This window comes from Aquipseudomonas alcaligenes NBRC 14159 (assembly GCF_000467105.1).
Taxonomy (GTDB): domain Bacteria; phylum Pseudomonadota; class Gammaproteobacteria; order Pseudomonadales; family Pseudomonadaceae; genus Aquipseudomonas; species Aquipseudomonas alcaligenes.
The window spans coordinates 153115-179546 of the sequence record NZ_BATI01000007.1; the positions used below are offsets into that span (position 1 = coordinate 153115).

At 64.1% G+C, this 26432-nt stretch carries 24 protein-coding genes; 19 read left to right on the forward strand and 5 right to left on the reverse strand.

Annotated features, from left to right (window positions below; genetic code table 11):
* Positions 1-246 precede the first annotated feature (246 nt).
* From PA6_RS05280 to prpF, 5 genes are all read left to right on the forward strand, one after another.
* Positions 247-969: a GntR family transcriptional regulator gene (locus PA6_RS05280; RefSeq protein ID WP_021699849.1), complete on the forward strand. Its 723-nt coding sequence runs from the start codon at positions 247-249 to the stop codon at positions 967-969.
* On the forward strand, positions 966-1853 hold the full coding sequence (gene prpB / locus PA6_RS05285) for a methylisocitrate lyase (RefSeq protein ID WP_021699850.1): 888 nt from the start codon (positions 966-968) through the stop codon (positions 1851-1853). Before PA6_RS05280 ends, prpB begins: the two co-directional genes overlap by 4 nt.
* A gap of 72 nt (positions 1854-1925) precedes the next feature.
* Positions 1926-3089 carry a bifunctional 2-methylcitrate synthase/citrate synthase gene (gene prpC / locus PA6_RS05290; RefSeq protein WP_021699851.1) on the forward strand — a complete coding sequence of 388 codons (1164 nt, stop codon included), beginning with the start codon at positions 1926-1928 and terminating at the stop codon, positions 3087-3089.
* Positions 3090-3100: 11 nt separating this feature from the next.
* On the forward strand, positions 3101-5710 hold the full coding sequence (acnD, locus tag PA6_RS05295) for a Fe/S-dependent 2-methylisocitrate dehydratase AcnD (RefSeq protein WP_043216315.1): 2610 nt from the start codon (positions 3101-3103) through the stop codon (positions 5708-5710).
* Between the two features lie 201 nt (positions 5711-5911).
* Entirely contained in the window at positions 5912-7099 is a 1188-nt protein-coding gene (prpF, locus tag PA6_RS05300) for a 2-methylaconitate cis-trans isomerase PrpF (protein WP_021699853.1), read from the forward strand.
* Positions 7100-7106: 7 nt separating this feature from the next.
* Here the strand turns inward: prpF and PA6_RS05305 are convergent, their stop codons facing one another.
* Positions 7107-7754, reverse strand: coding sequence for a LysE family translocator (locus tag PA6_RS05305; protein ID WP_021699854.1), 648 nt, complete (start codon positions 7752-7754; stop codon positions 7107-7109).
* A gap of 23 nt (positions 7755-7777) precedes the next feature.
* A complete protein-coding gene (gene ppsR / locus PA6_RS05310) occupies positions 7778-8596 on the reverse strand; it encodes a posphoenolpyruvate synthetase regulatory kinase/phosphorylase PpsR (RefSeq protein ID WP_021699855.1) in 819 nt (272 codons plus the stop codon).
* Between the two features lie 155 nt (positions 8597-8751).
* Here ppsR and ppsA point away from each other — a divergent pair, with 155 nt between their 5' ends.
* The 10 genes from ppsA (at position 8752) to galU (ending at position 17920) form a co-directional block, all read left to right on the forward strand.
* Positions 8752-11124, forward strand: coding sequence for a phosphoenolpyruvate synthase (gene ppsA, locus PA6_RS05315; RefSeq protein ID WP_021699856.1), 2373 nt, complete (start codon positions 8752-8754; stop codon positions 11122-11124).
* 103 nt (positions 11125-11227) lie between these two features.
* Positions 11228-12196, forward strand: a complete 969-nt coding sequence (locus PA6_RS05320; protein WP_021699857.1) for an alpha/beta fold hydrolase — start codon at positions 11228-11230, stop codon at positions 12194-12196.
* Positions 12197-12261: 65 nt separating this feature from the next.
* Positions 12262-12561: a Rieske (2Fe-2S) protein gene (locus PA6_RS05325; RefSeq protein WP_021699858.1), complete on the forward strand. Its 300-nt coding sequence runs from the start codon at positions 12262-12264 to the stop codon at positions 12559-12561.
* Between the two features lie 24 nt (positions 12562-12585).
* Positions 12586-13074 (forward strand): ribonuclease E activity regulator RraA, encoded by a 489-nt coding sequence (gene rraA, locus PA6_RS05330; protein ID WP_021699859.1) that lies wholly within the window; start codon positions 12586-12588, stop codon positions 13072-13074.
* An 18-nt stretch (positions 13075-13092) separates the two neighbouring features.
* Positions 13093-14073, forward strand: a complete 981-nt coding sequence (locus PA6_RS05335; RefSeq protein WP_021699860.1) for a zinc transporter ZntB — start codon at positions 13093-13095, stop codon at positions 14071-14073.
* A 55-nt stretch (positions 14074-14128) separates the two neighbouring features.
* Positions 14129-14365: a hypothetical protein gene (locus PA6_RS05340; RefSeq protein WP_021699861.1), complete on the forward strand. Its 237-nt coding sequence runs from the start codon at positions 14129-14131 to the stop codon at positions 14363-14365.
* A 2-nt stretch (positions 14366-14367) separates the two neighbouring features.
* A complete protein-coding gene (locus PA6_RS05345) occupies positions 14368-15192 on the forward strand; it encodes a mechanosensitive ion channel family protein (RefSeq protein ID WP_021699862.1) in 825 nt (274 codons plus the stop codon).
* An 84-nt stretch (positions 15193-15276) separates the two neighbouring features.
* Positions 15277-15867, forward strand: coding sequence for an RNA polymerase sigma factor SigX (gene sigX / locus PA6_RS05350; RefSeq protein ID WP_021699863.1), 591 nt, complete (start codon positions 15277-15279; stop codon positions 15865-15867).
* Positions 15868-15982: 115 nt separating this feature from the next.
* Positions 15983-16948: an OmpA family protein gene (locus tag PA6_RS05355; protein WP_021699864.1), complete on the forward strand. Its 966-nt coding sequence runs from the start codon at positions 15983-15985 to the stop codon at positions 16946-16948.
* A 132-nt stretch (positions 16949-17080) separates the two neighbouring features.
* On the forward strand, positions 17081-17920 hold the full coding sequence (gene galU, locus PA6_RS05360; RefSeq protein WP_021699865.1) for a UTP--glucose-1-phosphate uridylyltransferase GalU: 840 nt from the start codon (positions 17081-17083) through the stop codon (positions 17918-17920).
* A 45-nt stretch (positions 17921-17965) separates the two neighbouring features.
* On the opposite strand, the gene PA6_RS05365 is transcribed toward galU, so the two are convergent.
* Positions 17966-18388, reverse strand: a complete 423-nt coding sequence (locus tag PA6_RS05365) for a VOC family protein (protein ID WP_021699866.1) — start codon at positions 18386-18388, stop codon at positions 17966-17968.
* A gap of 78 nt (positions 18389-18466) precedes the next feature.
* Here PA6_RS05365 and gorA point away from each other — a divergent pair, with 78 nt between their 5' ends.
* The 4 genes from gorA to PA6_RS05385 are packed head-to-tail and all read left to right on the forward strand — an operon-like array spanning position 18467 to position 21771.
* Positions 18467-19825: a glutathione-disulfide reductase gene (gorA, locus tag PA6_RS05370; RefSeq protein ID WP_021699867.1), complete on the forward strand. Its 1359-nt coding sequence runs from the start codon at positions 18467-18469 to the stop codon at positions 19823-19825.
* A 7-nt stretch (positions 19826-19832) separates the two neighbouring features.
* A complete protein-coding gene (locus PA6_RS05375) occupies positions 19833-20456 on the forward strand; it encodes a trimeric intracellular cation channel family protein (protein WP_021699868.1) in 624 nt (207 codons plus the stop codon).
* A gap of 15 nt (positions 20457-20471) precedes the next feature.
* A complete protein-coding gene (locus PA6_RS05380; RefSeq protein ID WP_021699869.1) occupies positions 20472-21131 on the forward strand; it encodes a paraquat-inducible protein A in 660 nt (219 codons plus the stop codon).
* Positions 21118-21771: a paraquat-inducible protein A gene (locus tag PA6_RS05385; protein ID WP_021699870.1), complete on the forward strand. Its 654-nt coding sequence runs from the start codon at positions 21118-21120 to the stop codon at positions 21769-21771. The genes PA6_RS05380 and PA6_RS05385 overlap by 14 nt, the downstream gene beginning before the upstream one ends.
* An 85-nt stretch (positions 21772-21856) precedes the next feature.
* Here PA6_RS05385 and PA6_RS05390 read toward each other — a convergent pair whose 3' ends face one another.
* On the reverse strand, positions 21857-23245 hold the full coding sequence (locus tag PA6_RS05390) for an efflux transporter outer membrane subunit (protein ID WP_021699871.1): 1389 nt from the start codon (positions 23243-23245) through the stop codon (positions 21857-21859).
* Positions 23242-26421, reverse strand: coding sequence for an efflux RND transporter permease subunit (locus PA6_RS05395; protein WP_021699872.1), 3180 nt, complete (start codon positions 26419-26421; stop codon positions 23242-23244). Before PA6_RS05395 ends, PA6_RS05390 begins: the two co-directional genes overlap by 4 nt.
* Positions 26422-26432 lie beyond the last annotated feature (11 nt).

Consider the following 26432-nt stretch of genomic DNA (forward strand, 5'->3'; position numbering starts at 1 on the left):
CGCTGCAGCCGGCGGGTGAAGTCTAGCAGGCGTGGCGGCGGCTCCGGGCCGACGCTTGCGGGCGGCATTCTAACATGGGGTTTTTCTGCTGCGACAGCGGCTTATAGGCGTTTCTGCAGGTTGATTGCACGGTTGCGAGACTTTTTCTCCCTAGGGCGGATTGTCGACAATCTGGTTTTTCGTGATTGACATGATCGGGTTTGAAGCCTAGTTTTGCCGCTATCGAAACTCATTGTGTTGACAATAATGCTCGACGCTCTCGACGTCACCAGCAACGAACAGCATGACTCGGAAACGCTTGCCGAGCACGTGTTTCGCCGCATCCAGGCGGCCATCGTGCAGGGCGAGATACCGCCAGGCAGCAAGATCTCCGAGCCGGAGCTGGCGCGCACCTACGGCATTAGTCGCGGCCCGCTGCGCGAGGCCATCCACCGCCTCGAAGGGCAGAAGCTGCTGGTGCGCGTACCCCATGTCGGCGCGCGAGTGGTTTCACTCAGCCATGCCGAGCTGATCGAACTGTACGAGATTCGCGAATCGCTGGAGGGCATGGCCTGTCGCCTGGCCGCCGAGCGCATGAGCCAGGCCGAGATCGACGAGCTGCGTCGGGTGCTGGAGCTGCACGAGCAGGATGCTGCCTTCAAGGCGGGCGTCGGCTACTACCAGCAGGAAGGCGATTTCGACTTCCACTACCGGATCATCCAGGGCAGCGGCAATCAGACCCTGGCGCAGATGCTCTGTGGCGAGCTGTACCAACTGGTGCGCATGTATCGCCTGCAGTTCTCCGCCACGCCGAACCGCCCACACCAGGCGTTCGCCGAACACCACCGCATTCTCGATGCCATCGCCGAACGTGACGGCGAACTGGCCGAACTGCTGATGCGCCGTCACATCGGTGCATCCAAGCGCAATATCGAGCGCCACTACCAGGAAGCGCTCGCCAACCCGTCCAAAACACGAGGTGAGTCATGAGTGCAAGAACCCCCGGCCAGCGCTTCCGCGATGCCATCGCTGCCGAGCAGCCGCTGCAGGTGATCGGCGCGATCAACGCCAACCATGCGCTGCTGGCCAAGCGTGCCGGCTTCCAGGCCATCTACCTGTCCGGTGGCGGTGTCGCCGCCGGCTCCTTGGGGCTGCCGGATCTGGGCATCAACACCCTGGATGACGTGCTCACCGACGTGCGCCGCATCACCGATGTCTGCGACCTGCCGCTGCTGGTGGATATCGACACCGGCTTCGGCCCCAGCGCCTTCAACATCGAGCGCACCATCAAGAACCTGATCAAGGCCGGTGCCGCCGCCGCGCATATCGAGGACCAGGTCGGCGCCAAGCGCTGTGGCCACCGCCCGGGCAAGGAAATCGTCTCCTGCGAGGAGATGGTCGACCGCGTGCGTGCTGCTGCCGATGCTAAGACCGACCCCAACTTCTTCCTGATCGCCCGCACCGACGCCATCCAGGCCGAGGGCGTGGATGCTGCCATCGAGCGCTGCCAGCGCTACGTGGAGGCGGGCGCCGACGGCATCTTCGCCGAGGCCGCCTATGACCTGCCGACCTACAAGCGCTTCGTCGATGCGCTGAAGGTACCGGTCCTAGCCAACATCACCGAGTTCGGCGCTACGCCGCTGTTCACCCGTGACGAGCTGGCCTCGGTCGGCGTGGCCATTCAGCTATATCCGTTGTCGGCCTTCCGGGCCGCCAACAAGGCGGCGGAAGCCGTCTACACCTCGATCCGCCAGAACGGCCATCAGAAAGACGTCATCGAGCTGATGCAGACTCGTGCCGAGCTGTATGACCGCATCGGCTACCACGCCTTCGAGCAGAAGCTCGACGCCCTGTTCGCCGCCGGCAAGAAGTGACCGGAACGCAGGTCGCACGCGGCCTGCCACAACAACAAGCCGTACCACCGGATTCAGACTGAGGAGACCGCGATGAGCGCTTCCGTAGACACCACCACGCCCGGCTTCAAGCCGAAGAAGTCCGTTGCCCTGAGCGGCACCGCCGCCGGCAACACCGCCCTGTGCACCGTCGGCCGTACCGGCAACGACCTGCACTACCGTGGCTATGACGTGCTCGACTTCGCCAACCGCTGCGAGTTCGAGGAAATCGCTCACCTGCTGGTGCATGGCAAGTTGCCCAACGTCGCCGAACTGAGCGCCTACAAGGCCAAACTCAAGGCCTTGCGCGGCATTCCGGCCGCCCTCAAGGCGTCCCTGGAGCAGCTGCCGCCCTCGGCCCATCCGATGGACGTGATGCGCACCGCCGTGTCCGTGCTCGGTTGCGTGTCGCCGGAGAAGGACGACCACAACCACCCGGGTGCTCGTGACATCGCCGACAAGCTGATGGCCTCGCTGGGTTCGGCGCTGCTGTACTGGTACCACTTCAGCCACAACGGCAGGCGCATCGAGGTGGAAACCGACGATGACTCCATCGGCGGCCACTTCCTCCACCTGCTGCATGGCGAGAAGCCGCGTGAGTCCTGGGTGCGCGCCATGCACACCTCGCTCAACCTGTATGCCGAGCATGAGTTCAATGCCTCCACCTTCACCTCGCGGGTGATCGCCGGTACTGGTTCCGACATGTACTCCTGCATCGCTGGCGCCATCGGCGCGCTGCGCGGTCCGAAACACGGCGGCGCCAACGAAGTGGCCTTCGAGATCCAGAAGCGCTACGACAACCCGGACGAGGCTGAGGCCGACATCCGCGCCCGTGTCGAGAAAAAGGAAGTGGTGATCGGCTTCGGTCACCCGGTCTACACCGTCAGCGACCCACGCAACAAGGTGATCAAGGAAGTGGCGCGCGAGCTGTCGCTCGAGCAGTCCAACACCAAGATGTTCGACATCGCCGAGCGCCTGGAGAGCGTGATGTGGGAAATCAAGAAGATGTTCCCCAACCTCGACTGGTTCAGCGCCGTCAGCTACCACATGATGGGCGTGCCCACCGCCATGTTCACCCCGTTGTTCGTCATCGCCCGCACTTCGGGCTGGTCTTCGCACGTCATCGAGCAGCGTATCGACGGCAAGATCATCCGTCCGAGCGCCAACTACACCGGTCCTGAGGACCTCAAGTTCGTGCCGCTGAAGGACCGCAAATAATGAGCAGCGCGATGAACACCCAGTACCGCAAGCACCTGGCCGGTACCTCGCTGGACTACTTCGACACTCGCGAGGCGGTCGATGCCATCGCGCCGGGCGCCTACGCCAAGCTGCCGTACACCTCGCGTGTACTGGCCGAGCAGCTGGTACGTCGCTGCGAGCCGGAGCTGCTGACCGATGCGCTCAAGCAGCTGATCGAGCGCAAGCGCGACCTCGACTTCCCCTGGTACCCGGCCCGTGTGGTCTGCCACGACATCCTCGGCCAGACCGCGCTGGTCGACCTCGCCGGCCTGCGTGATGCGATTGCCGAGAAGGGCGGCGATCCGTCCAAGGTCAACCCGGTGGTTCCGACCCAGCTGATCGTCGACCACTCGCTGGCCGTGGAATTCGGTGGCTTTGATCCGGATGCGTTCGAGAAGAACCGTGCCGTCGAGGAGCGCCGCAACGAGGACCGTTTCCACTTTATTGAGTGGACCAAGACCGCGTTTAAGAACGTCGATGTGATCCCGGCCGGCAACGGCATCATGCACCAGATCAATCTGGAGAAGATGAGCCCGGTGATCCAGGCGCGCGGTGGCGTGGCCTTCCCCGATACCTGCGTCGGTACCGACTCGCACACCCCGCACGTCGATGCGCTGGGCGTGATAGCCATTGGTGTGGGCGGCCTGGAAGCGGAAACCGTGATGCTCGGTCTGCCGTCGATGATGCGTCTGCCCGATATCGTCGGCGTCAAGCTGACCGGCAAGCGCCAGCCTGGTATCACCGCTACCGACATCGTCCTGGCTCTGACCGAGTTCCTGCGCAAAGAGCGCGTGGTCGGCGCCTATGTCGAGTTCTTCGGCGAGGGTGCGGACAGCCTGTCGATCGGCGACCGCGCCACCATCTCCAACATGTGCCCGGAGTACGGTGCCACCGCGGCGATGTTCTACATCGACCAGCAGACCATCGATTACCTCAAGCTGACCGGTCGCGAGCCGGAGCAGGTGGCGCTGGTCGAGAACTACGCCAAGCTTACCGGTCTCTGGGCCGATGCCCTGGTGACCGCCGAGTACGAGCGGGTACTGAGCTTCGATCTGTCCACCGTGGTACGCAACATGGCCGGCCCGAGCAACCCGCACAAGCGTCTGCCGACCTCGGCGCTGCACGAGCGCGGCATTGCCGACGAAGCCAAGCTGGCCGCAGCCAAGGCCGAGGAGGCCGAAGGCCTGCTGCCTGATGGCGCGGTGATCATCGCTGCCATCACCAGCTGCACCAACACCTCCAACCCTCGTAATGTGGTGGCCGCCGGCCTGTTGGCGAAGAAGGCCAACGAGCTGGGCCTGGTGCGCAAGCCCTGGGTCAAGACCTCGTTCGCTCCGGGTTCTAAAGTTGCCAAGCTGTATCTGGAAGAAGCCGGCCTGCTGACCGAACTGGAAAAGCTCGGCTTTGGCATCGTCGCTTACGCCTGCACCACCTGTAACGGTATGTCCGGTGCACTGGATCCGGTGATCCAGCAGGAAATCATCGACCGCGACCTCTACGCCACCGCCGTGCTTTCCGGCAACCGCAACTTCGACGGCCGTATCCACCCCTACGCCAAGCAAGCTTTCCTCGCTTCGCCGCCGCTGGTGGTCGCCTACGCTATCGCCGGTACCGTGCGCTTCGATATCGAGCAGGACGTGCTGGGTGCCGACAAGAACGGCAACCCGATTACCCTGAAGGACCTGTGGCCGAGCGATGAGGAAATCGACGCCATCGTCGCCTCCAGCGTGAAGCCTGAGCAGTTCAAGCAGATCTACATCCCGATGTTCGATCTGGGCACCGTGCAGGAGGCCGAAAGTCCGCTGTACGACTGGCGTCCGATGTCCACCTACATCCGCCGTCCGCCGTACTGGGAAGGCGCGCTGGCCGGAGAGCGCACGCTCAAGGGCATGCTGCCGCTGGCGATCCTGCCGGACAACATCACCACCGACCACCTGTCGCCGTCCAACGCCATCCTGCTGGATTCGGCTGCCGGTGAGTACCTGGCGAAAATGGGCCTGCCGGAGGAGGACTTCAACTCCTACGCCACCCACCGCGGCGACCACCTGACCGCCCAGCGCGCCACCTTCGCCAACCCGCAGCTGGTCAACGAAATGGCCGTGGTCGACGGTGTGGTGAAGAAGGGTTCGCTGGCCCGCGTCGAGCCGGAAGGCAAGGTGATGCGCATGTGGGAAGCCATCGAAACCTACATGAACCGCAAGCAGAACCTGATCATCGTCGCCGGCGCCGACTACGGCCAGGGCAGCTCGCGTGACTGGGCCGCCAAGGGCGTGCGCCTGGCCGGCGTGGAAGTGATCGTCGCCGAAGGCTTCGAACGCATCCACCGCACCAACCTGGTGGGCATGGGCGTGCTGCCGGTCGAGTTCAAGCCGGGCACCACTCGTCTGACCCTGGCACTGGATGGCACCGAGACCTATGACATCGAAGGCGAAGTCTCGCCGCGCTGCGACCTGACCCTGGTGGTCAATCGCCGCAACGGTGAGGTGGTTCGGGTGCCGGTGACCTGCCGCCTGGACACCGCTGCCGAAGTGCATGTGTACAAGGCCGGCGGTGTGCTGCAGCGTTTCGCCCAGGACTTCCTCGAGTCGTCCGCCGGCTGAGGCCGGCACTCACGCCCTCTCCCTCTGGGAGAGGGCTGGGGCGGCCGGCGTACCGGTGAGGGTGGTCAACTCCCTCATCCGCCCTTCGGGCACCTTCTCCCTGGGGGAGAAGGGGACTCCAGCCTGTAGCCCGGATGTAATCCGGGGTGACCCGTTTCCCGGATTGCATCCGGGCTACTTCCATCAAGCCAGGACCTCATCATGGCTCACGTACCCCAGATCAAGATTCCCGCCACCTACATGCGTGGCGGTACCAGCAAGGGCGTGTTCTTCCGTTTGCAGGACTTGCCGCAGAGCTGCCAGGCCCCGGGCGCTGCCCGCGACAAGCTGTTTATGCGGGTGATCGGCAGCCCCGATCCGTACAGCGCGCACATCGACGGCATGGGCGGCGCGACGTCCTCGACCTCCAAGTGCGTGATCCTGTCGAAAAGCAGCCAGCCCGAGCATGACGTCGATTACCTCTACGGCCAGGTCTCCATCGACAAGGCCTTCGTCGACTGGAGCGGCAATTGCGGCAATCTGTCCACCGCCGCCGGTGCCTTCGCCATCCATGCCGGGTTGGTCGATCCGTCGCGCATTCCGGATAACGGCGTGTGCGTGGTGCGTATCTGGCAGGCCAATATCCACAAGACCATCATTGCTCACGTGCCAGTCAGTAATGGCCAGGTGCAGGAAACCGGCGACTTTGAGCTGGACGGGGTGACCTTTCCGGCGGCGGAGATCGTGCTGGAGTTCCTCGATCCGTCCGACGATGGCGAGGAGGGCGGCTCGATGTTCCCTACCGGCAACCTGGTCGATGACCTGGAAGTACCGGGCGTCGGCACCTTCAAGGCGACCATGATCAGCGCCGGCATCCCCACCGTGTTCGTCAATGCCGAGGACATCGGCTACCAGGGCACCGAACTGCGCGAGGCCATCAATGGCGATCCGGTGCAGCTGGCGCGCTTCGAGCAGATCCGCGTGGCCGGCGCCCTGCGCATGGGCCTGATCAAGACGGCCGAAGAGGCTACTACTCGCCAGCACACACCGAAGATCGCCTTCGTGAGCAAGCCCAAGAGCTACCAGGCCTCCAGCGGCAAGCGCATCGAGGCGAACGAGGTCGACCTGCTGGTACGGGCGCTGTCCATGGGCAAGCTGCACCACGCCATGATGGGCACCTGCGCGGTGGCCATCGGCACGGCGGCGGCGGTGCCCGGTACCCTGGTCAACCTGGCGGCGGGCGGCGGCGAGCGCGAGGCGGTGCGCTTCGGTCATCCGTCCGGCACCCTGCGGGTCGGCGCCCAGGCCAGGCAGGTTGACGGTCAGTGGACGGTGACCAAGGCGATCATGTCGCGCTCGGCGCGCATCCTGATGGAAGGCTGGGTGCGGGTGCCGGGCGACGCTTTCTGAGGCGTGGTCAGCGGTTGTTGACGCCCAGCATCAGGCCGCCGGCGCCGACGAAGAAGGCGCCGGCGCCCTTGTTCAGGCGGCTGATGCCCTTGCGGCTGCGTACCAGGCGACGGATCTGCATGCCGAACAGGGCGTAGGTGAAGGTGGCGACGCAGAGTTCGGCCAATAGGTAGGTGCTGCCCAGGTAGAGAAACTGCTCGGCCGCCGGCTGATCCGGCTTGATGAACTGCGGGAAGATCGCGGCGAACAGCAGGATGGCCTTGGGGTTGCTGATGCCGATCAGGAATTCGTTGAGCATCAGGCGGGCTATCGGAGCCTTCACCGGCTGGCGTTGCAGTGGCTCCTCGTCGCTCAGCTGCAGGCCGCTGAAGCTGGTGCTGCGCCAGGTCTTGATGCCCAGGTAGACCAGGTAGGCGGCGCCGACCCACTTGATGATGGTGAAGGCGGTTTCCGAGGCCAGCAGCATGGCGCCCAGGCCGACGGCGGAGATGAACAGGAAGATGGCGAAAGCTGCCAGCCGGCCGAAGGTGGCCAGCAGGGCGGCACGGAAGCCGTAGTTGATGCCGTTGTTAAGGGCGCAGAAGTTGTTTGGCCCGGGGCCGAGCGAGATGAGTGCGGCAATCGGTGCGAACAGAACTGCATCCATCAGGGTCATGGCGGCCACCGGGCGGCTAAAGGTTATTTGAGGCGGCGTTCGACGCCTTTTTCCACCAGGATCTTGGCGGAAATCTCTTCCACCGAGAAGTGGGTGGAGTTGATGAACGGCAGGCCCTCGCGGCGGAACAGGTTTTCCACCTCACGCACCTCGAACTCGCACTGCGCATAGCTGGCGTAGCGGCTGTTGGGTTTGCGCTCGTGACGGATGGCGGTGAGCCGGTCCGGGTCGATGGTCAGGCCGAACAGTTTGTGTTTGTAGGGCTTGAGCGCGGCGGGCAGCTGTAGGCGCTCCATGTCTTCTTCGGTCAGCGGATAGTTGGCGGCGCGGATACCGAACTGCATGGCCATGTACAGGCAGGTGGGCGTCTTGCCGCAGCGCGATACGCCGACCAGGATCAGGTCGGCCTTGTCGTAGTAGTGGGTGCGGGCGCCGTCATCGTTGTCGAGGGCGAAGTTGACCGCCTCGATGCGCTCCATGTAGTTGCTGTTGCTGGCAATGGAGTGCGACTTGCCGACCGAGTAGGAGGAATGCTCGCTGAGTTCGGCCTCCAGCGGAGCCAGGAAGGTCGAAAAGATGTCGATCATGAAGCCTTCGGACTGGGCCAGGACGTCGCGAATCTCCTGGTTGACCACGGTGTCGAAGATGATCGGCCGGGCGCCGTCCTTCTCCGCAGCATGGTTGATTTGCTGTACCATGGCCCGCGCCTTGTCGACGCTGTCTATGTAGGGGCGTGTGAGCTTGGTAAAGCTGATGGCCTCGAATTGCGCCAGCAGGCTTTGCCCCAGAGTTTCCGCGGTGATGCCTGTGCCGTCGGAAATGAAGAATGCGGTGCGTTTCATTGATGGCGGAGGCCTTAAGTCAGGAACGATTCTTGGCTATGATAGGCCCCCTTTGCCGGGCCCGTACTGGTCGGCATTGTGACTTATTTCCTTGAGGCAAAGCCAGGTAGCGGCGGCGCTGCACCGGCTCTGCCACGTACAGTGGAGAGTTCACCTTGGTAGAGTACGTCGTTTCCCTCGATAAGCTCGGCGTCCACGATGTGGAGCATGTAGGGGGCAAGAATGCATCCCTGGGCGAGATGATCAGCAACCTCGCCGGTGCAGGCGTATCGGTTCCCGGCGGCTTTGCCACCACCGCCCAGGCCTACCGTGACTTCCTCGAACAGAGCGGCCTGAACGACCGTATTCATGCCGCGCTCGACGCCCTCGACGTCGACGATGTCAACGCCCTGGCCAAGACCGGCGCGCAGATTCGCCAGTGGGTGATGGACGCCGAGTTCCCCGAGCGTCTCGATCGTGAAATCCGCCAGGCCTTCGCCGAAATGGCTGCCGGCAACGACAACATGGCCGTTGCGGTGCGCTCCTCGGCGACCGCCGAAGACCTGCCGGATGCCTCCTTCGCCGGCCAGCAGGAGACTTTCCTCAACATTCGCGGCGTGGACAACGTGATCCGCGCGGCCAAGGAAGTCTTCGCCTCGCTGTTCAATGACCGTGCCATCGCCTACCGCGTACACCAGGGCTTCGATCACAAGCTGGTCGCCCTGTCCGCCGGTGTGCAGCGCATGGTGCGTTCGGAAACCGGTACCGCCGGCGTACTGTTCACCCTGGATACCGAGTCCGGCTTCCGCGACGTGGTATTCATCACTGGCGCCTACGGCCTCGGCGAGACCGTGGTGCAGGGCGCGGTTAACCCCGACGAATTCTACGTGCACAAGCAGACCCTGGAAGCCGGCCGTCCGGCCATCCTGCGTCGCAACCTGGGCAGCAAAGCGATCAAGATGGTCTATGGCGACGAAGCCAAGGCCGGCCGCTCGGTCAAGACCGTCGACGTGGACCGCGCTGATCGCGCGCGCTTCTGCATCAGCGACGCCGAAGTCACCGAGCTGGCCAAGCAGGCGCTGATCATCGAGAAACACTACGGCCGCCCGATGGACATCGAGTGGGCCAAGGATGGCGACGACGGCAAGCTGTACATCGTCCAGGCCCGCCCGGAAACCGTTAAAAGCCGTACCACCGCCAACGTCATGGAGCGCTACCTGCTGAAAGAGAAGGGTACCGTTCTGGTTGAAGGTCGTGCCATCGGTCAGCGCATTGGTGCCGGCAAGGTACGGGTGATCCACGACGTGTCCGAGATGGACAAGGTGCAAGCGGGCGACGTACTGGTTTCCGACATGACCGACCCGGACTGGGAACCGGTGATGAAGCGCGCCAGCGCCATCGTGACCAACCGCGGCGGGCGTACCTGTCACGCGGCGATCATCGCTCGCGAGCTGGGCATTCCGGCCGTGGTCGGTTGCGGCAACGCCACCCAGGTGCTGCAGGATGGCCAAGGCGTGACCGTGTCCTGCGCCGAGGGCGACACCGGCTTCATCTTCGAAGGTGAGCTGGGCTTCGATATCCGCAAGAACTCGGTCGATGCCATGCCCGACCTGCCGTTCAAGATCATGATGAACGTCGGCAACCCGGACCGTGCCTTCGACTTCGCCCAGCTGCCCAACGAGGGCGTGGGCCTGGCCCGCCTGGAATTCATCATCAACCGCATGATCGGCGTGCACCCCAAGGCGCTGCTGAACTTCGCCGGCCTGCCGGCCGAGATCAAGGACAGCGTCGAGAAGCGCATCGCCGGCTACGACGATCCGGTCGGCTTCTACGTCGAGAAGCTGGTCGAGGGCATCAGCACACTGGCCGCGGCCTTCTGGCCGAAGAAGGTCATCGTGCGCCTGTCGGACTTCAAGTCCAACGAATACGCCAACCTGATCGGCGGCAAGCTCTACGAGCCGGAAGAAGAGAACCCGATGCTCGGCTTCCGCGGCGCCTCGCGCTACATCAGCGAGAGCTTCCGTGACTGCTTCGAGCTGGAATGCCGCGCGCTGAAGAAGGTGCGCAACGAGATGGGCCTGACCAACGTCGAGATCATGGTGCCCTTCGTGCGCACCCTGGGCGAGGCGTCGCAGGTGGTCGAACTGCTCGCCAGCAATGGCCTGGCCCGTGGCCAGAACGGCCTGCGCGTCATCATGATGTGCGAGCTGCCGTCCAACGCGCTGCTGGCCGACGAATTCCTCGAGTTCTTCGACGGCTTCTCCATCGGCTCCAACGACCTGACCCAGCTGACTTTGGGCCTGGATCGTGACTCCGGCATCGTCGCCCACCTGTTCGACGAGCGTAATCCGGCGGTCAAGAAGCTGCTGAGCAACGCCATCCAGGCGTGTAACAAGGCCGGCAAGTACATCGGTATCTGCGGTCAGGGCCCTTCGGACCACCCGGATCTGGCTCGCTGGCTGATGGAGCAGGGCATCGAGAGCGTGTCGCTGAACCCGGACTCGGTGCTGGACACCTGGTTCTTCCTCGCCGAGGGCCAGCAAGGCTGAAGTTGAATATCGCGGAAAGGGCGGGAGCGATCCCGCCTTTTTTGTGAGCGGTGATCCATGCGGGATGCCTCGGGCATCCGATAAATCTGTGTGCAAGAGCAGTATGCAAAGCAGTAGTGAGTTATTTCCCGTCGCCCTGGTCAGCGCCGAGTTGCGCGGTGATCTGAGCGAGGACGTCTATCGCCTGAAACCCGGCAACTCGCCGGATTTCACCGTCGAACTGGCCGTCACCCGCCTTGGCCTGGCCGGCCAGGAAAACCGCGGCGTGCCGGTAATCCTGCTGCACGGCAGCTTCTCCAACCGGCGCTTCTGGTATTCGCCGCGGGGTATCGGGCTCGGCCCGCACCTGGCGCGCGCCGGCTTCGACGTGTGGATCGCCGAAATGCGTGGTCACGGCCTGTCGCCGCGCAACCAGGCCTACAAGCACAACAGCGTGGCTGACTATGCCCGCTACGACCTGCCAGCCATCGCCGCCTTCGTTCGCGAGCAGACCGCTCAGGCGCCGCACTGGGTTGGCCACTCGCTGGGCGGCACGACGCTGGCGGCCGCGCTAGGTGGCGGCTACCTGGGGGCCGAGGAAGCTTCCTCGGCGGCGCTGTTCGGCACGCAGATCAGCCGCATCTACTGGCCGCTCAAGGTGCCGCCGGTGGAGTGGGGCAGTCGCCTGCTGCTCAAGGGCTTCCACCATATCTCCGGCGCACGCTTCAAGCGTGGCCCCGAGGACGAGCCGATCGGCCTGGCACTGGAGAGCCTGCGCTGGCATCGGCTGTTCGGCCGCTTCGGCGACGCCGAGCGCGACTGGTGGGCCGGCATGGCCGATGTACAGGTGCCGCTGCTGGCGGTGAGCGCCGCCGGTGACCAGCAGGATCCCACTTGGGCCTGTCGCAAGCTTTACGAGCAGTTCATCGCGGCGCCGCGGCATTTTCTGCTGCTGGGCAAGGAGCAGGGCTTCAGCAGTGACTTCGGTCATGTCGAGATGCTGGTCAGCAAGGAGGCGCAGGGCGAAGTCTGGCCGCTGGTCGAGCACTGGTTGCGGGAGCTGCAGCTGCCGCCTGAAAAGCAGCAGGATTGAGGTTCCAAGCGCTCTGGCATGCGGCTAAGATGTGACGAAATTCGCCGAGCTGGTCACGATTAGTCATGTTCGTAGCCTTGGAGCGCCTGATCAATCTGCAGGATGGCTATCGGTCCACATTTCGGGTCGCCGGCCTTGATCTTCTGCTGTTGGTGGTCGATGGTCGGCCATTGCTGCTGGAGAACCGCTGCCCACACCGCGATGCGCCGTTGCACAGCGCTTCGCTGAACGGCCAGGTACTGCGCTGCGCGCGCCATGGCTTCGAGTTCGACCTGCGCAGCGGTGAGCCGCTGAGCGCCAGGTGTGCGGCACTGAAGATGTTCGACCCGGCCTATGACGGCGACCGTATCGGTATCGATGTCTGAGTCTCAACCCACAGGAGTTTTCCCATGCAATACGTCACCCCCGATCTGTGCGACGCCTACCCGGAGCTGGTGCAGGTGGTCGAGCCGATGTTCGCCAACTTCGGCGGCCGCGACTCCTTCGGCGGCGAGATCGTCACCGTCAAGTGCCATGAGGATAACTCGCTGGTCAAATCCCAGGCCGACCAGCCGGGCAAAGGCAAGGTGCTGGTGGTCGATGGCGGCGGCTCGCTGCGCCGTGCGCTGCTGGGCGACATGATTGCCGAGAAGGCCGCCAAGAACGGCTGGGAAGGCATGGTGATCTATGGCTGCGTGCGCGACGTCGACGTGCTGGCGCAGACCGATCTGGGCGTACAGGCCCTGGCCAGCCACCCGATGAAGACCGACAAGCGCAACATTGGCGATCTCAACGTGGCCGTGACCTTCGGCGGCGTGACCTTCCAGCCGGGCCACTACGTGTATGCCGACAACAACGGCATCATCGTTTCCCCCGAGCCGCTGAAGATGCCGGAATAAGGCCTGGCGCACGCAGGGATGTACGAGAAAGACAATCTGCATTGGGGACTGGTGCACGCCTTCGTCCTCGACGGACGAGGTGGCGCCCGCAGCCTGGAGTGGGAGCAGCTGGAAGGGCTGCAGCTGGCAGAGCAGGAAAGCCTGTGGCTGCACTGGGACCGCGGTCACCCGCAGACCCACGGCTGGTTGCGCGAGCACAGCGGCCTCAGCGACTTCAGCTGCGACCTGCTGCTGGAGGAGAACACCCGGCCGCGCCTGCTGACCCTGCCGGAACACGAACTGCTGCTGTTCCTGCGCGGTGTCAATCTCAACCCGGGCGCCGAGCCCGAGGACATGGTTTCGGTGCGCATCTTCGCCGATGCGAGCCGGGTCATTTCCCTGCGTCAGCGCCCCCTGCGCGCCACCGAAGAGCTGATCGCCCTGCTGGAAAAGGGGCAGGGGCCGCGCGATGGCGCCGAGCTGGTGCTGCAGCTCGCACATCATCTGACCGACAGGGTCGACGGCCTGATCGAGGAGCTCTCCGAGCAACTCGAAGGCCAGGAAGAGCGCCTCGACAGCGATGCGCGCTTCATGCCCGACCATGGCCTGGTGCTGCACGTTCGTCGCCGCGCCGCCGGGTTGCGCCGCTTCCTGGCGCCGCAGCGCGACATCTTCGCCCAGCTGACGCGCAACGGTTTCGGTGATGGCAATCAGTGGAACGAGCTGAACAACCGCCTGACCCGTTACCTGGAAGAGCTGGAGATGGTCCGCGAGCGGGTAGGGCTGGTGCTGGAGTCCGAGCACCGGCGGATGAACGAGAAGATGAACCGCGCCATGTACCTGCTTGGCGTCACCACGGTGTTCTTCCTGCCCATGAGCTTCCTGACCGGCCTGCTCGGCATCAATGTCGGCGGCATACCGGGGGCGGACAGCGAATATGGCTTCCTGCTGATCTGCGCCATCCTGGCCAGTGTCGGCGCCCTGCAATGGTGGCTTTTCCGTCGCTGGCGCTGGCTCTAGATGTGACTTGTTCCCAAGGTGTCACGTCTAGGCAACAAATCCGTGCGAGGTACGCATGTACGATCCCTTTGAAGAATCTCTGCGCGACCTGCTGAAGTCGTCGTCCGCAGAGCACGACGACGATGCGACCCTAGGCCGCGTCCTCAAGACCGCCAATCGCCAGGTCGGCGTGGGCGATCTGTTCGTGCTGCTCGGTCGTGGCCTGGAAGCGGCGATGATCGCCCTCAACAATGGTTCCGCGCACCTGACTCCGGTATCCCGTCGTACCCGCTCTGCAGACAAGGCTGACTGAATATGGAATTCGATCCCTGGACTCAAAGTCTCGTTAACGCCATGAGCTCGGTATGGGCTCCGATTGCAGGCTTCATTCCGCGCCTGTTCGGCTCGCTGGTGGTGGTACTGCTCGGCTTCGTGGTGGCCAAGCTACTCGATACCCTGCTGTCCAAGCTGCTCGCCAAGCTCGGCCTGGATCGCCTGATGGCGGGTACCGGCCTGAACAAGATGCTGTCCCGCGTGGGCATCCAGGTCCCGGTGTCGACGCTGATCGGCAAGATCATCTACTGGTTCGTGCTGCTGATCTTCCTGGTCACCGCCGCCGAGTCGCTGGGGCTGGACCGGGTCTCCGCCACCCTCGATCTGCTCGCGCTGTACCTGCCCAAGGTACTGGGCGCCGCCGCCATCTTGCTGATCGGCGTACTGCTGGCGCAGCTGGTCAGCGGCATCGTGCGCGGCGCTGCCGAAGGCGTCGGCCTGGATTACGCCGCCGGCCTCGGCCGCATCGGCCAGGGGCTGGTGATCATCATCAGCATCTCGGTGGCCATCGGCCAACTGGAGGTGAAGACCGATCTGCTGAACAACGTGATCGCCATCGTGCTGATCTCCGTCGGCCTGGCCATGGCCCTGGCACTGGGCCTGGGCAGCCGCGAGATCGCCGGGCAGATCCTGGCGGGCATTTATGTGCGCGAGCTCTACGAGGTCGGGCAACAAGTGAAACTCGGCGATGTCGAAGGGCAGATCGAGGAGATCGGCACGGTGAAGACCGTCCTGCTCACCGAAGACGGTGAACTGGTTTCGGTAGCCAACCGCACCCTGCTCGAACAGCGCGTCAGCAGCCGCTGACGCGCCAATCCCTGCTAATGTATGCGACCAGCGCGCCCGCGTTGCGCTCTGGCGCTGTCATTTACCTGACTGGCACGAGTCGTTTTGAACAAGGCCCAATCGCTTCCTACTCGGTATGACCCGCGCGAGCTCTCGGATGAAGAGCTGGTGCAGCGCGCTCATGTCGAGCTGTTCCATGTTACCCGGGCATATGAAGAACTGATGCGGCGTTACCAGCGCACACTGTTCAACGTGTGTGCCCGTTACCTGGGCAATGAGCGCGATGCCGACGATGTTTGCCAGGAAGTGATGCTGAAAGTTCTATATGGGCTGAAGAACTTCGAGGGCAAGTCGAAGTTCAAGACATGGCTATATAGCATCACTTATAACGAGTGCATTACCCAGTACCGCAAGGAGCGCCGCAAGCGGCGCCTGCTCGATGCGCTCAGTCTCGACCCGCTGGAGGAAGCCTCGGACGAGAAGGCGCCGAAGCTGGAGGAGAAGGGCGGACTGGATCGCTGGCTGGTGCATGTCAATCCCATCGATCGGGAAATCCTGGTGCTGCGCTTCGTCGCGGAACTGGAGTTCCAGGAAATTGCCGACATCATGCACATGGGCCTGAGCGCGACCAAGATGCGTTATAAGCGCGCACTTGACCGTTTGCGCGAAAAATTTGGCGGCGCCCTCGAAACTTAATCTGCGACAAACAATCTCACGCACGGCTTTGGGTATTTTTGTTACAATGCCGGCCAAGTTGTTTCCTGCTGCCTGGCGGGTCAGCTATTAATCGTTAAATGATGGGGATTTACGGATGAAACTGAAAAATACCTTGGGCGCTGTCATCGGTTCGCTGATCGCAGCCACCTCGCTGAACGTGCTGGCCCAAGGCCAAGGCGCTGTTGAAGTTGAAGGCTTCGCCAAGAAAGAATTCTTCGACAGCTCTCGCGACTTCAAGAACAACGGCAACCTGTTCGGTGGCTCTGTCGGCTACTACCTGACCGACGATGTCGAGCTGCGTCTGAGCTACGACGAAGTGCACAACGCGCGTGCCGAGGACGGCCGCAACATCAAGGGCTCCAACACCGCCCTGGATGCCCTGTACCACTTCAACAACGCCGGTGACGCGCTGCGTCCCTACGTTTCCGCCGGTTTCTCCGACCAGAGCCTCGGCCAGAACGGCCGTGGTGAGCGTAACGGTTCCACCTTCGCCAATCTGGGCGGCGGTGCCAAGTACTACTTCACCGAGAACTTCTACGCCCGTGCCGGCGTTGAAGCTCAGTACAACATCGACCAGGGCGACACCGAGTGGGCCCCGAGCGTCGGTATCGGCCTGAACTTCGGTGGTTCCTCCGCTCCGGCCCCGGCTCCGGTTGTCGAGCCGGCCCCGGTTGTCGAAGAAGCTCCGGTCACTCCCGAGCCGGCCGAGACCGTGCGCGTCGAGCTGGACGTGAAGTTCGACTTCGACAAGTCCAAGGTCAAGGAAGAAAGCTACGGTGACATCAAGAACCTGGCTGACTTCATGAACCAGTACCCGCAGACCAGCACCACCGTTGAAGGCCACACCGACTCCGTCGGTACCGACGCCTACAACCAGAAGCTGTCCGAGCGTCGTGCCAACGCCGTTCGTGAAGTACTGGTCAACCAGTACGGCGTAGGTGCTGAGCGCGTAGGTTCGGTTGGCTATGGCGAGTCCCGCCCGGTTGCTGACAACGCCACCGAAGCCGGTCGCGCGGTCAACCGTCGCGTAGAAGCCGAAGTGGAAGCCCAGGCCAAGTAATCTGGCACTGAGCGTTGCAGAAAACCCGGCCTAGGCCGGGTTTTTTGTGAGCGACTTCATAGTGATTGTAAGGCCGCTGCAGCCTGATTAGACTGCGCGGCAACTCAGCCCCTCGCAGTTCCAAGGATTGCCATGATCAAGAAATGTCTGTTCCCGGCGGCCGGATACGGCACCCGTTTTCTGCCTGCCACCAAGGCCATGCCCAAGGAAATGCTGCCGGTGGTCAACAAGCCGTTGATCCAGTACGGCGTAGAGGAAGCCCTGGAAGCCGGCCTGCGCGAAATCGCCATGGTCACCGGCCGCGGCAAGCGCGCCCTGGAAGACCACTTCGACATCAGCTACGAGCTGGAACACCAGATTCAGGGCACCGACAAGGAAAAGTACCTGGTCGGCATCCGTCGCCTGATCGATGAGTGCAGCTTCTCCTACACCCGCCAGGTCGAGATGAAGGGCCTGGGCCACGCCATTCTCAGTGGTCGCCCGCTGATCGGTGACGAGCCGTTCGCCGTGGTACTGGCTGACGACCTGTGCTTCAACCTCGGTGGCGACGGCGTGCTGCAGCAGATGGTCAAGCTGTACAACCAGTTCCGCTGCTCCATCGTCGCCATCCAGGAAGTGCCGCCGGAAGAAACCTCCAAGTACGGCGTGATCGCCGGTGAGCTGATCCGTGACGACATCTACCGCGTGAACAGCATGGTCGAGAAGCCGAAGCCGGAAGACGCACCGTCGAACCTGGCCATTATCGGCCGTTACATCCTCACTCCGGACATCTTCGACCTGATCGAGAACACCGAGCCGGGCAAGGGTGGCGAGATCCAGATCACCGATGCGCTGATGAAGCAGGCCCAGGATGGCTGCGTGATCGCCTACAAGTTCAAGGGCAAGCGTTTCGACTGCGGCGGCGCCGAAGGCTACATCGACGCCACCAACTTCTGCTTCGAGAACCTGTACAAGACCGGCAAGGCCTACTGAGGCTGCCGCGTTGTCACGAAGCCACCTGCGGGTGGCTTCGTCGTTTCAGGGGATCGGCATTGCCTCCGAGCCAGGCCCCAGCGGCTGGCCATAGCTGAACTCGACATAGTTGCCGGCAGGGTCGCGCAGGCCGCAGTAGTAGCCGACCGGGTAGGGTTCGTCGCGCGGCGCCCAGATCAGGCAGCCGGCCTGTGCCGCCTGCTCGGCGATGCGCTTGACCGCCGCACGACTCTCGACCGCGAAGCCGAAGTGGCTGTAGTCGTCGGCGGCCAGCTGACGATCGTTACCGCCGGGCATGATGACGAAGATGAACTCATGCTCTTTGCCGGGCTCGGCCATCCAGACGACCTTCGAGCCCTTGCCGGCGCGTTCGTGGATCACCCGCATGCCGCAGAAGCGCTGGTAGAAGTCGATACAGGCGCTCAGGTCCGGCACATGCAGGGCGATATGGGTGAGAGTAGGGCGCATGGCAAATCCTCCTCGTGGAGGTTCAGCATACACGCCGGGCATCTCCGGTATGCTTGGGGTCTGTAAGGAGAATTACCCATGTCTCATGACTTCGACCTGTTCGTGATCGGTGCCGGCTCCGGCGGCGTTCGTGCGGCACGCTTCGCCGCCGGTTTCGGTGCCCGCGTGGCGGTGGCCGAGAGCCGCTACCTGGGCGGTACCTGCGTCAATGTCGGCTGCGTGCCGAAGAAGCTGCTGGTCTACGGTGCCCACTTCACCGAGGACTTCGAGCAGGCCGCCGGTTTCGGCTGGAATCTGGGTGAGGCGAATTTCGACTGGCCCACGCTGATCGCCAACAAGAACCGTGAAATCCAGCGCCTCAACGGCATCTACCGCAATCTGCTGGTCAACAGCGGCGTTAGCCTGCTGGAAGGCCATGCGCGCATCCTCGGCCCGCACCGGGTCGAAGTGAACGGTCAGGCCTACAGTGCCGGGCACATCCTGATTGCCACCGGGGGCTGGCCGCAGCTGCCGGACATACCCGGCAAGGAGCTGGCGATCAGCTCCAACGAGGCGTTCCACCTGCAGCAGCTGCCGCGCCGCGTACTGGTGGTCGGCGGCGGCTACATTGCCGTCGAGTTCGCCTCGATCTTCCAGGGCCTGGGCGCACAAACCTCGTTGCTCTATCGCGGCGAGATGTTCCTGCGCGGTTTCGACGGCGCAGTGCGCCGCCACCTCAGGGAAGAGCTGGACAAGAAGGGGCTCGATCTGCAGTTCAACAGCGACATTGAGCGCATTGAACGGCTGGCCGACGGCAGCCTACTGGCCACCCTGCGCGATGGCCGCGAGCTGGCAACCGACTGCGTGTTCTACGCCACGGGCCGGCGGCCGATGCTGGATAACCTGGGGCTGGAAAACACCGCGGTCGAACTGGACGAGCGCGGCTTCATCCGCGTCGACGAGCAGTACCAGACCGGCGAACCGTCCATCCTGGCGCTGGGCGATGTGATCGGCCGGGTCCAGCTGACCCCCGTGGCGCTGGCCGAGGGCATGGCGGTGGCGCGGCGGCTGTTCCGTCCCGAGGAATACCGGTCGGTGGACTATCGCAACATCCCCACTGCCGTGTTCAGTCTGCCCAACATCGCCACCGTCGGCCTCAGCGAGGAGCAGGCACGCGCCGAGGGTTTCCAGGTGAAGATCTTCGAGAGTCGCTTCCGCCCGATGAAGCTGACCCTCACCGATAGCCAGGAGCGCACGCTGATGAAGCTGGTGGTCGATGCCGACAGCGATCGCGTGCTCGGCTGCCACATGGTCGGTCCGGAGGCCGGCGAGATCATCCAGGGCCTGGCCGTTGCCATCAAGGCCGGGGCGACCAAGCAGATCTTCGACGAGACCCTGGGCATCCACCCCACGGCTGCGGAAGAGTTCGTCACGCTGCGCACGCCGGTGGGAGGCTGAAGCCGCCATGGATCGCCTGTTCTACCTGGCCGACCTGTTTGGCGTGGCGGTATTCGCCATCACCGGCGCGCTGATGGCCGGCCGCAAGTCCATGGACCTGTTCGGCGTGCTGGTCATCGCCATCGTCACCGCCCTGGGCGGCGGCACCCTGCGTGACCTCATTCTCGACAACCACCCGGTGAGCTGGATTCGCAACGACACCTATATCTGGGTGGCGTCGCTGGCCGCGGTCGGCACCGTGCTCTGGGTACGCATGACGCAGCCGATTCACGAGCGCGGCCTGCTGATCGCCGATGCCTTCGGCCTGGCCGTTTTCACCGTGATCGGTACCGAGGTGGCGCTGCAGCACAACATGCCGCACAGCACCGCGCTGATCATGGGAGTGATGACCGGCGTGGCCGGCGGTGTGATGCGCGATGTGATCTGCAATGAGATCCCGCTGATCTTTCAGAAGGAGATCTACGCCACCGCCTGCCTGCTGGGTTCGCTGGTATTCATCGGCATGCGCGAGCTGGGTACGCCTCACTGGCTGGACACCGGCGTGGCGATGCTCTGCGTGCTGCTGGCGCGTCTGGCGGCGATTCGCTGGCATCTGGCGTTGCCACGTTTCCACCTGCTCAACCGTGACTGAAACGGACAGGTACACATGACTCAAGGACACGAACTGGTCGAAGGCCGCTTGCCACCGCTGGACAAGCTCATCGCCTGCCATGAATGCGATCTGCTGATGCATCATCCGCATGTCGGCGAAGAGCAGAAGGCCAGCTGCCCGCGTTGCGGCTACGAGATGCTGGTGCACCGTTCGCACATGCGCAAACGCGCACTGGCGCTGGTGATCACGGCGCTGATCCTGTTCGTCCCGGCCAACTTCCTGCCGATCATGAGCCTGGGCCTGCTCGGCCAGAGCGCGGTGGACACGGTATGGAGCGCGGTGGTCGGGCTGTACCACTCGGGTATGCAGGGCGTGGCCGCGGTGGTGTTCATGTGCAGCATGCTGGTGCCATTGCTCAAGCTGCTCTGTCAGCTGTTCGTGCTGCTGGCCATGCCCAGGCCGGCCTGGCGCATGCTGGCGTGTCGCTGCTACCGCTTCTATCACCACATGCGCGAGTGGGGGATGCTGGAGGTCTACCTGTTCGGCATCCTGGTCTCCATCGTCAAGCTGGTCGACCTCGCCGAGCTGCACCTGGGCGTGGGACTGGCCTGTTTCGTCGCGCTGATGCTGGCGCAGGTCTGGCTGGAGGTGACCATGTCGCAACATCAGGTCTGGGATGCTCTCAGCGAGGAGGACGAGCATGCGCGCACTTGATGCCGGCATCATCGTCTGCGACGAATGCCACAAGCTTGAATACCTGCGCGAAGACGAGGTGCAGCACTGCACCCGCTGTGGCGCGCGGCTGCACGCCCGGCGTCCGGACAGCATCGCGCGCACCTGGGCGCTGCTGATCACTGCGGCCATCCTCTACATACCGGCCAACCTGCTACCGATCATGACCGTCAGCATGCTGGGCAAGGGTATGCCCGCCACCATCATGGAGGGCGTGGTCGAGCTGGTGCAGGCCGACATGCTGCCGATTGCACTGGTGGTGTTCGTCGCCAGCATCCTGGTGCCGACCTTCAAACTGATCGGCATCGCCCTGCTGCTGTATTCGGTGCAGCGCCATCAGCCGATGTCGGCGCGGCAGCGCATCCTGATGTATCGCTTCATCGAATGGATCGGCCGCTGGTCGATGCTGGATATCTTCGTCATCGCCATCCTGGTGGCCCTGGTGAACTTCGGCAACCTGGCCAGCATCGAGGCCGGGGTGGGCGCGTCGGCCTTCTGTATGGTGGTGATCCTGACCATGCTCGCCGCCGTGACCTTCGATCCACGGCTGATCTGGGACAACACCTTCGTCGAGGAAGACGAAGAAAGCACCGCCAAAAAAATCCCCGCGGACAGGAGCTGATCCGCGGGGAGCGCAATGGCCGACAAAGGGCAGGGTCGGCCCAGGAGGAAAGGGTGAGCAGGCGGGTAACACCCGCGCTCATGGCTCAGGCGCTGGGCTGCCAACCTCCGCCGAGCGCCTTGTAGATGGCGACGATGCCGCGGTACAGCTCGATCTCGGCCTGGGCCTGGGCGTCCTCGGCGGCCAGGCGCTCACGCTCGGCGTCGAGCAGCACGAGGAAGTCCTCGGTGCCTTCGCGGTAGCGAATCGCCGCCTGCTCGGCCGCCGCGCGGCTGGCCTCGACCTGGCGCACCAGCGAGACCAGGCGCTGCTGGCGCTTGGCGTAATCGCTGAAGGCGTTTTCCGACTCTTCCAGGGCCAGCAGCACCTGCTGCTCGTAGCTGGCCAGGGCGCCATCGGCGTCGGCCTCGGCACCGCGCAGGCGGGCGCGCACGCTGCCCAGATCAAAGGCCGCCCAACTGATGGTCGGTGCCACGCCCCAGGCGTTGGCCGCCGCCGCGCCCAGTTGCGAGCCGCGCCCGGCGGTGAAGCCGAGGAAGCCGCTCAGGCTGACCCGCGGGAACAGGTCGGCGGTGGCCACGCCGACATTGGCGGTGGCGGCAGCTAGTTGACGCTCAGCGACGCGCACATCCGGACGGCGGCGCAGCAGCTCGGCGGGGTCGCCAATCGGCAGCGCCTTGGCGATCACTGGCAGCGGCCGCGGCGACAGGTCGACGCTCAGCTGTTCCGGGCGCTGGCCAAGCAGGGTGGCGATGCGGTGACGGGCCCGCGCCTCATCCGCCTGCAGTTGCGGCAGGCTGGCCTCGGTGGCGGCCAGACGGGCGTCGGCGCGCAGCACATCCAGCTCACTGCCGATGCCGGCGTCGCGCAGCTGCTCGGTGAGGGCACGCGACTGGCTCTGGTTCTTCAGGTTGTCGCGGGCGATGCGCTCCCTGAGTTGCGCACCGCGCAGGTTGCCGTAGGCGTCCACCAGCTCGGCGATCAGGCTGACCTGCAGCTGGTACAGCTCGGCCTCGGCGGCTTCGCTCTGTGCCTCGCTGGCCTCGATGCTGCGCTCGATACGGCCGAACAGGTCGAGTTCCCAGGCCATGTCCAGGCCCAGGTCGTAGCGCTCCTGGCGGATGCGCTCCTCGCTGGTCGGCGGTTGCTGGGCCTTGCCGAACTCGCCGCTGGCGCGGCTGGTGATCACCGGCATCTGGTCGTTGCCGACATCGTCACGGATGGCACGGGCAGCGCGCAGGCGGGCGAAGGCCACACGCAGCTCGCGGTTTTCCTCGAGCGACTGCTGGACCAGCTGGCTCAGGGTCGGGTCGTCGAACTGCTGCCACCAGGCCGATTCGAAGTCGGTGCGGTCGTAATCGCCGGCCTCCAGCGCGGTGATCCGCGCCGGCTGGGTTTCCGGCGCCTGATAGTCCGGGCCGACGGCGCAGGCGCTGACGGCGAGGGCCAGCAGGGCGGGAATAAAAGGCTTCATGCATGCACCTCCTGCAGGCGAGCAGCTTTCCTCGCTTCGCGCTTCTCCACAAAGGCGCGGATCAGCACGTAGAACACCGGGGTCAGCAGCAGGCCGAAGAAGGTCACACCGATCATCCCGCTGAATACCGCCACGCCCATGGCATGGCGCATCTCGGCGCCGGCGCCGGACGACAGCACCAGAGGCACCACGCCCATGATGAAGGCGATGGAGGTCATCAGGATCGGGCGCAGACGCAGGCGGCAGGCTTCCAGCACCGCGGCCATGCGGTCGAGGCCTTCTTCCTGTTTCTCCTTGGCGAACTCGACGATGAGGATGGCGTTCTTGCACGCCAGGCCCACCAGCACGATCAAGCCGATCTGGGTGAACACGTTGTTGTCGCCGCCGGCCAGGATCACCCCGACGATGGCGGAGAACAGCACGGTCGGCACGATCAGGATCACCGCCAGCGGCAGGCTCCAGCTTTCGTACTGGGCGGCCAGCACCAGGAAGGCCAGCAGCACGCAGAGCGGGAAGATGAAGATCGCGGTGTTGCCGGCGAGGATCTGCTGGTAGGTCAGCTCGGTCCATTCGTAGGTCATGCCGTTGGGCAGCTCCTCATCGAGCAGCTTGGCAATCGCCGCCTCGGCCTGGCCGGAGCTGTAGCCGGGCGCTGCCGCACCGTTGATCTCGGCGGTTAGGAAGCCGTTGTAGTGCATCACCCGGTCCGGGCCCGACGCACTGTCGACCTTGACGAAGGTGGACAGCGGGATCATCTCGCCACGGTTGTTGCGCACTTTCAGCTGGCCGATCTGCTCCGGCTCCAGGCGGAACTGCTGGTCGGCCTGGACGTTGACCTGGTAGGTGCGGCCGAAACGGTTGAAGTCGTTGGCATACAGCGAGCCCAGGTACACCTGCATGGTGTCGAAGATGTCGCTGATGGCCACGCCGTGGGTCTTGGCCTTCTCGCGGTCGATGTTGGCATCGATCTGCGGCACGTTGACCTGGTAGCTGGTGAACACCGACATCGGGTCCAGTTCCGGCAGCGCACGGGCCTTGGCCAGGATGTTCTGGGTCTGTTTGTACAACTCCTCATAACCCAAGCTGCCGCGATCCTCCACCTGCAGGCGGAAGCCACCGATGGTGCCGAGACCCTGCACGGGCGGCGGCGGGAAGATGGCGATATAGGCGTCCTGGATACCTGCGAACTGGGCATTCAGCTCGGCGGCGATCGCCCCGGCAGACATGCTCGGGTCCTTGCGCTCGTCGAACGGCTTGAGCGGGGTGAACACGATGCCGCTGTTCGGACTGTTGGTGAAACCGTTGATCGACAGGCCCGGGAAGGCCACGGTGTTCTCCACGCCCGGGTGCTTGCTGGCGATTTCCGACATGCGCTTGATCACATCCTCGGTACGGTCGAGGGTGGCGGCGTCGGGCAGCTGGGCGAAGGCCACCAGGTACTGCTTGTCCTGCTGCGGCACGAAACCGGTCGGGGTGCTGGAGAAACCCAGGTAGCCGAGCACCAGCAGGCCACCATAGACCAGCAGGGCAATCGAGCTGCCGCGCAGCACGCGCTTGACGGTGCCGACGTAGCCATGGCTGGCGCGGTCGAAGAAGCGGTTGAACGGGTTGAACAGCCAACCGCCGAACAGCTTGTCCAGCACCTTGGAGAAGCGGTCCTTCGGCGCGTGGTGATCCTTCAGCAGCACGGCGGCCAGGGCCGGCGACAGGGTCAGCGAGTTGAACGCCGAGATCACCGTGGAGATGGCGATGGTCAGGGCGAACTGCTGGTAGAACTGTCCGGTGAGGCCGGAGATGAATGCGGTCGGCACAAATACGGCGCACAGCACGAGTGCAGTGGCGACGATCGGGCCGGTCACTTCCTTCATGGCCTGTCGGGTGGCTTCCACCGGCGACTTGCCGAGACCGATGTTCCTCTCGACGTTCTCCACCACCACGATGGCGTCGTCCACCACGATGCCGATGGCCAGCACCAGGCCGAACAGCGACAGGGCGTTGAGCGAAAAGCCGAACAGGTGCATCACGGCGAAGGTACCGATCAGCGACACCGGCACGGCGGCCAGCGGGATGATCGAGGCGCGCCAGGTCTGCAGGAACAGCACCACCACCAGCACCACCAGCACGATGGCTTCGAGCAGGGTATGCACCACTGCCTCGATGGAACCGCGCACGAAAATGGTCGGGTCGTAGACGATCTCGTAGTCCACGCCCTGCGGGAAGCTCTGCTTCAATTCGGCCATGCGCGCACGCACCGAGTCGGAGATCTCGATGGCATTCGAGCCGGGGCGCTGGAATACCGGGATGGCCACGGCCGGCTGGTTGTTCAGCAGCGAGCGCAGGGCGTACTGGCTGGAACCCAGTTCGATCCGGGCGATGTCCTTGAGGCGGGTGATCTCACCGTCGTCGCCGGCGCGGATGATGATGTTCTCGAACTCTTCCTCGCTGACCAGGCGGCCCTGGGTGTTGATCGACAGCTGGAAGCTGTTGCCGGCGTCCGAGGGCGGCGCGCCGAGGGCGCCGGCGGCGACCTGGCGGTTCTGCTCGCGGATCGCGGCGACCACGTCTGAGGCGGTGAGGTTGCGCGAGGCCACCTTGTTCGGGTCGAGCCACACGCGCAGAGAGTAGTTGCCCATGCCGAACAGCTGCACGTCACCCACGCCGTCCAGACGCGCCAGCTCGTCCTTGACGTTGAGCGCGGCGTAGTTGGACAGGTAGAGCATGTCGTAGCGCTGATCCGGCGAGGTCAGGTGCACCACCATGGTCAGGTCGGGGGAGGCCTTGTCCACGGTCACGCCGAGGCGCTGCACCTCGGTGGGCAGGGTCGGCATGGTGCGGGTCACGCGGTTCTGCACCTGCACCTGGGCGTTGTCCAGGTCGGTGCCGAGGGCGAAGGTGATGGTCAGGGTCAGCTTGCCGTCGGCAGTGGACTGCGACGACATGTAGAGCATGCCTTCCACGCCGGTGATGGCCTGTTCCAGCGGCGAGGCGACGGTCTCGCCGATCACCTTGGGGTTGGCGCCGGGGAAGTTGGCGCGCACCACCACGGTGGGTGGCACCACTTCCGGGTATTCGCTGATCGGCAGCTGGAACAGCGAGATCGCACCGGCGATCAGTACCAGCAGGGACAGCACGGCGGCGAAGATCGGCCGCTTGATGAAGAACTGGGAGAAGTTCATGGGGTTCTACC

Bases quoted from the DNA above. Each gene is read 5' to 3' on its own strand.
- PA6_RS05280 (WP_021699849.1), top strand. From the start codon at position 247: ATGCTCGACGCTCTCGACGTCACCAGCAACGAACAGCATGACTCGGAA.
- prpB (WP_021699850.1), top strand. From the start codon at position 966: ATGAGTGCAAGAACCCCCGGCCAGCGCTTCCGCGATGCCATCGCTGCC.
- prpC (WP_021699851.1), top strand. From the start codon at position 1,926: ATGAGCGCTTCCGTAGACACCACCACGCCCGGCTTCAAGCCGAAGAAG.
- acnD (WP_043216315.1), top strand. From the start codon at position 3,101: ATGAACACCCAGTACCGCAAGCACCTGGCCGGTACCTCGCTGGACTAC.
- prpF (WP_021699853.1), top strand. From the start codon at position 5,912: ATGGCTCACGTACCCCAGATCAAGATTCCCGCCACCTACATGCGTGGC.
- PA6_RS05305 (WP_021699854.1), bottom strand. From the start codon at position 7,754: ATGACCCTGATGGATGCAGTTCTGTTCGCACCGATTGCCGCACTCATC.
- ppsR (WP_021699855.1), bottom strand. From the start codon at position 8,596: ATGAAACGCACCGCATTCTTCATTTCCGACGGCACAGGCATCACCGCG.
- PA6_RS05320 (WP_021699857.1), top strand. From the start codon at position 11,228: ATGCAAAGCAGTAGTGAGTTATTTCCCGTCGCCCTGGTCAGCGCCGAG.
- PA6_RS05325 (WP_021699858.1), top strand. From the start codon at position 12,262: ATGTTCGTAGCCTTGGAGCGCCTGATCAATCTGCAGGATGGCTATCGG.
- rraA (WP_021699859.1), top strand. From the start codon at position 12,586: ATGCAATACGTCACCCCCGATCTGTGCGACGCCTACCCGGAGCTGGTG.
- PA6_RS05335 (WP_021699860.1), top strand. From the start codon at position 13,093: ATGTACGAGAAAGACAATCTGCATTGGGGACTGGTGCACGCCTTCGTC.
- PA6_RS05340 (WP_021699861.1), top strand. From the start codon at position 14,129: ATGTACGATCCCTTTGAAGAATCTCTGCGCGACCTGCTGAAGTCGTCG.
- PA6_RS05345 (WP_021699862.1), top strand. From the start codon at position 14,368: ATGGAATTCGATCCCTGGACTCAAAGTCTCGTTAACGCCATGAGCTCG.
- PA6_RS05355 (WP_021699864.1), top strand. From the start codon at position 15,983: ATGAAACTGAAAAATACCTTGGGCGCTGTCATCGGTTCGCTGATCGCA.
- galU (WP_021699865.1), top strand. From the start codon at position 17,081: ATGATCAAGAAATGTCTGTTCCCGGCGGCCGGATACGGCACCCGTTTT.
- PA6_RS05365 (WP_021699866.1), bottom strand. From the start codon at position 18,388: ATGCGCCCTACTCTCACCCATATCGCCCTGCATGTGCCGGACCTGAGC.
- gorA (WP_021699867.1), top strand. From the start codon at position 18,467: ATGTCTCATGACTTCGACCTGTTCGTGATCGGTGCCGGCTCCGGCGGC.
- PA6_RS05375 (WP_021699868.1), top strand. From the start codon at position 19,833: ATGGATCGCCTGTTCTACCTGGCCGACCTGTTTGGCGTGGCGGTATTC.
- PA6_RS05380 (WP_021699869.1), top strand. From the start codon at position 20,472: ATGACTCAAGGACACGAACTGGTCGAAGGCCGCTTGCCACCGCTGGAC.
- PA6_RS05385 (WP_021699870.1), top strand. From the start codon at position 21,118: ATGCGCGCACTTGATGCCGGCATCATCGTCTGCGACGAATGCCACAAG.
- PA6_RS05390 (WP_021699871.1), bottom strand. From the start codon at position 23,245: ATGAAGCCTTTTATTCCCGCCCTGCTGGCCCTCGCCGTCAGCGCCTGC.
- PA6_RS05395 (WP_021699872.1), bottom strand. From the start codon at position 26,421: ATGAACTTCTCCCAGTTCTTCATCAAGCGGCCGATCTTCGCCGCCGTG.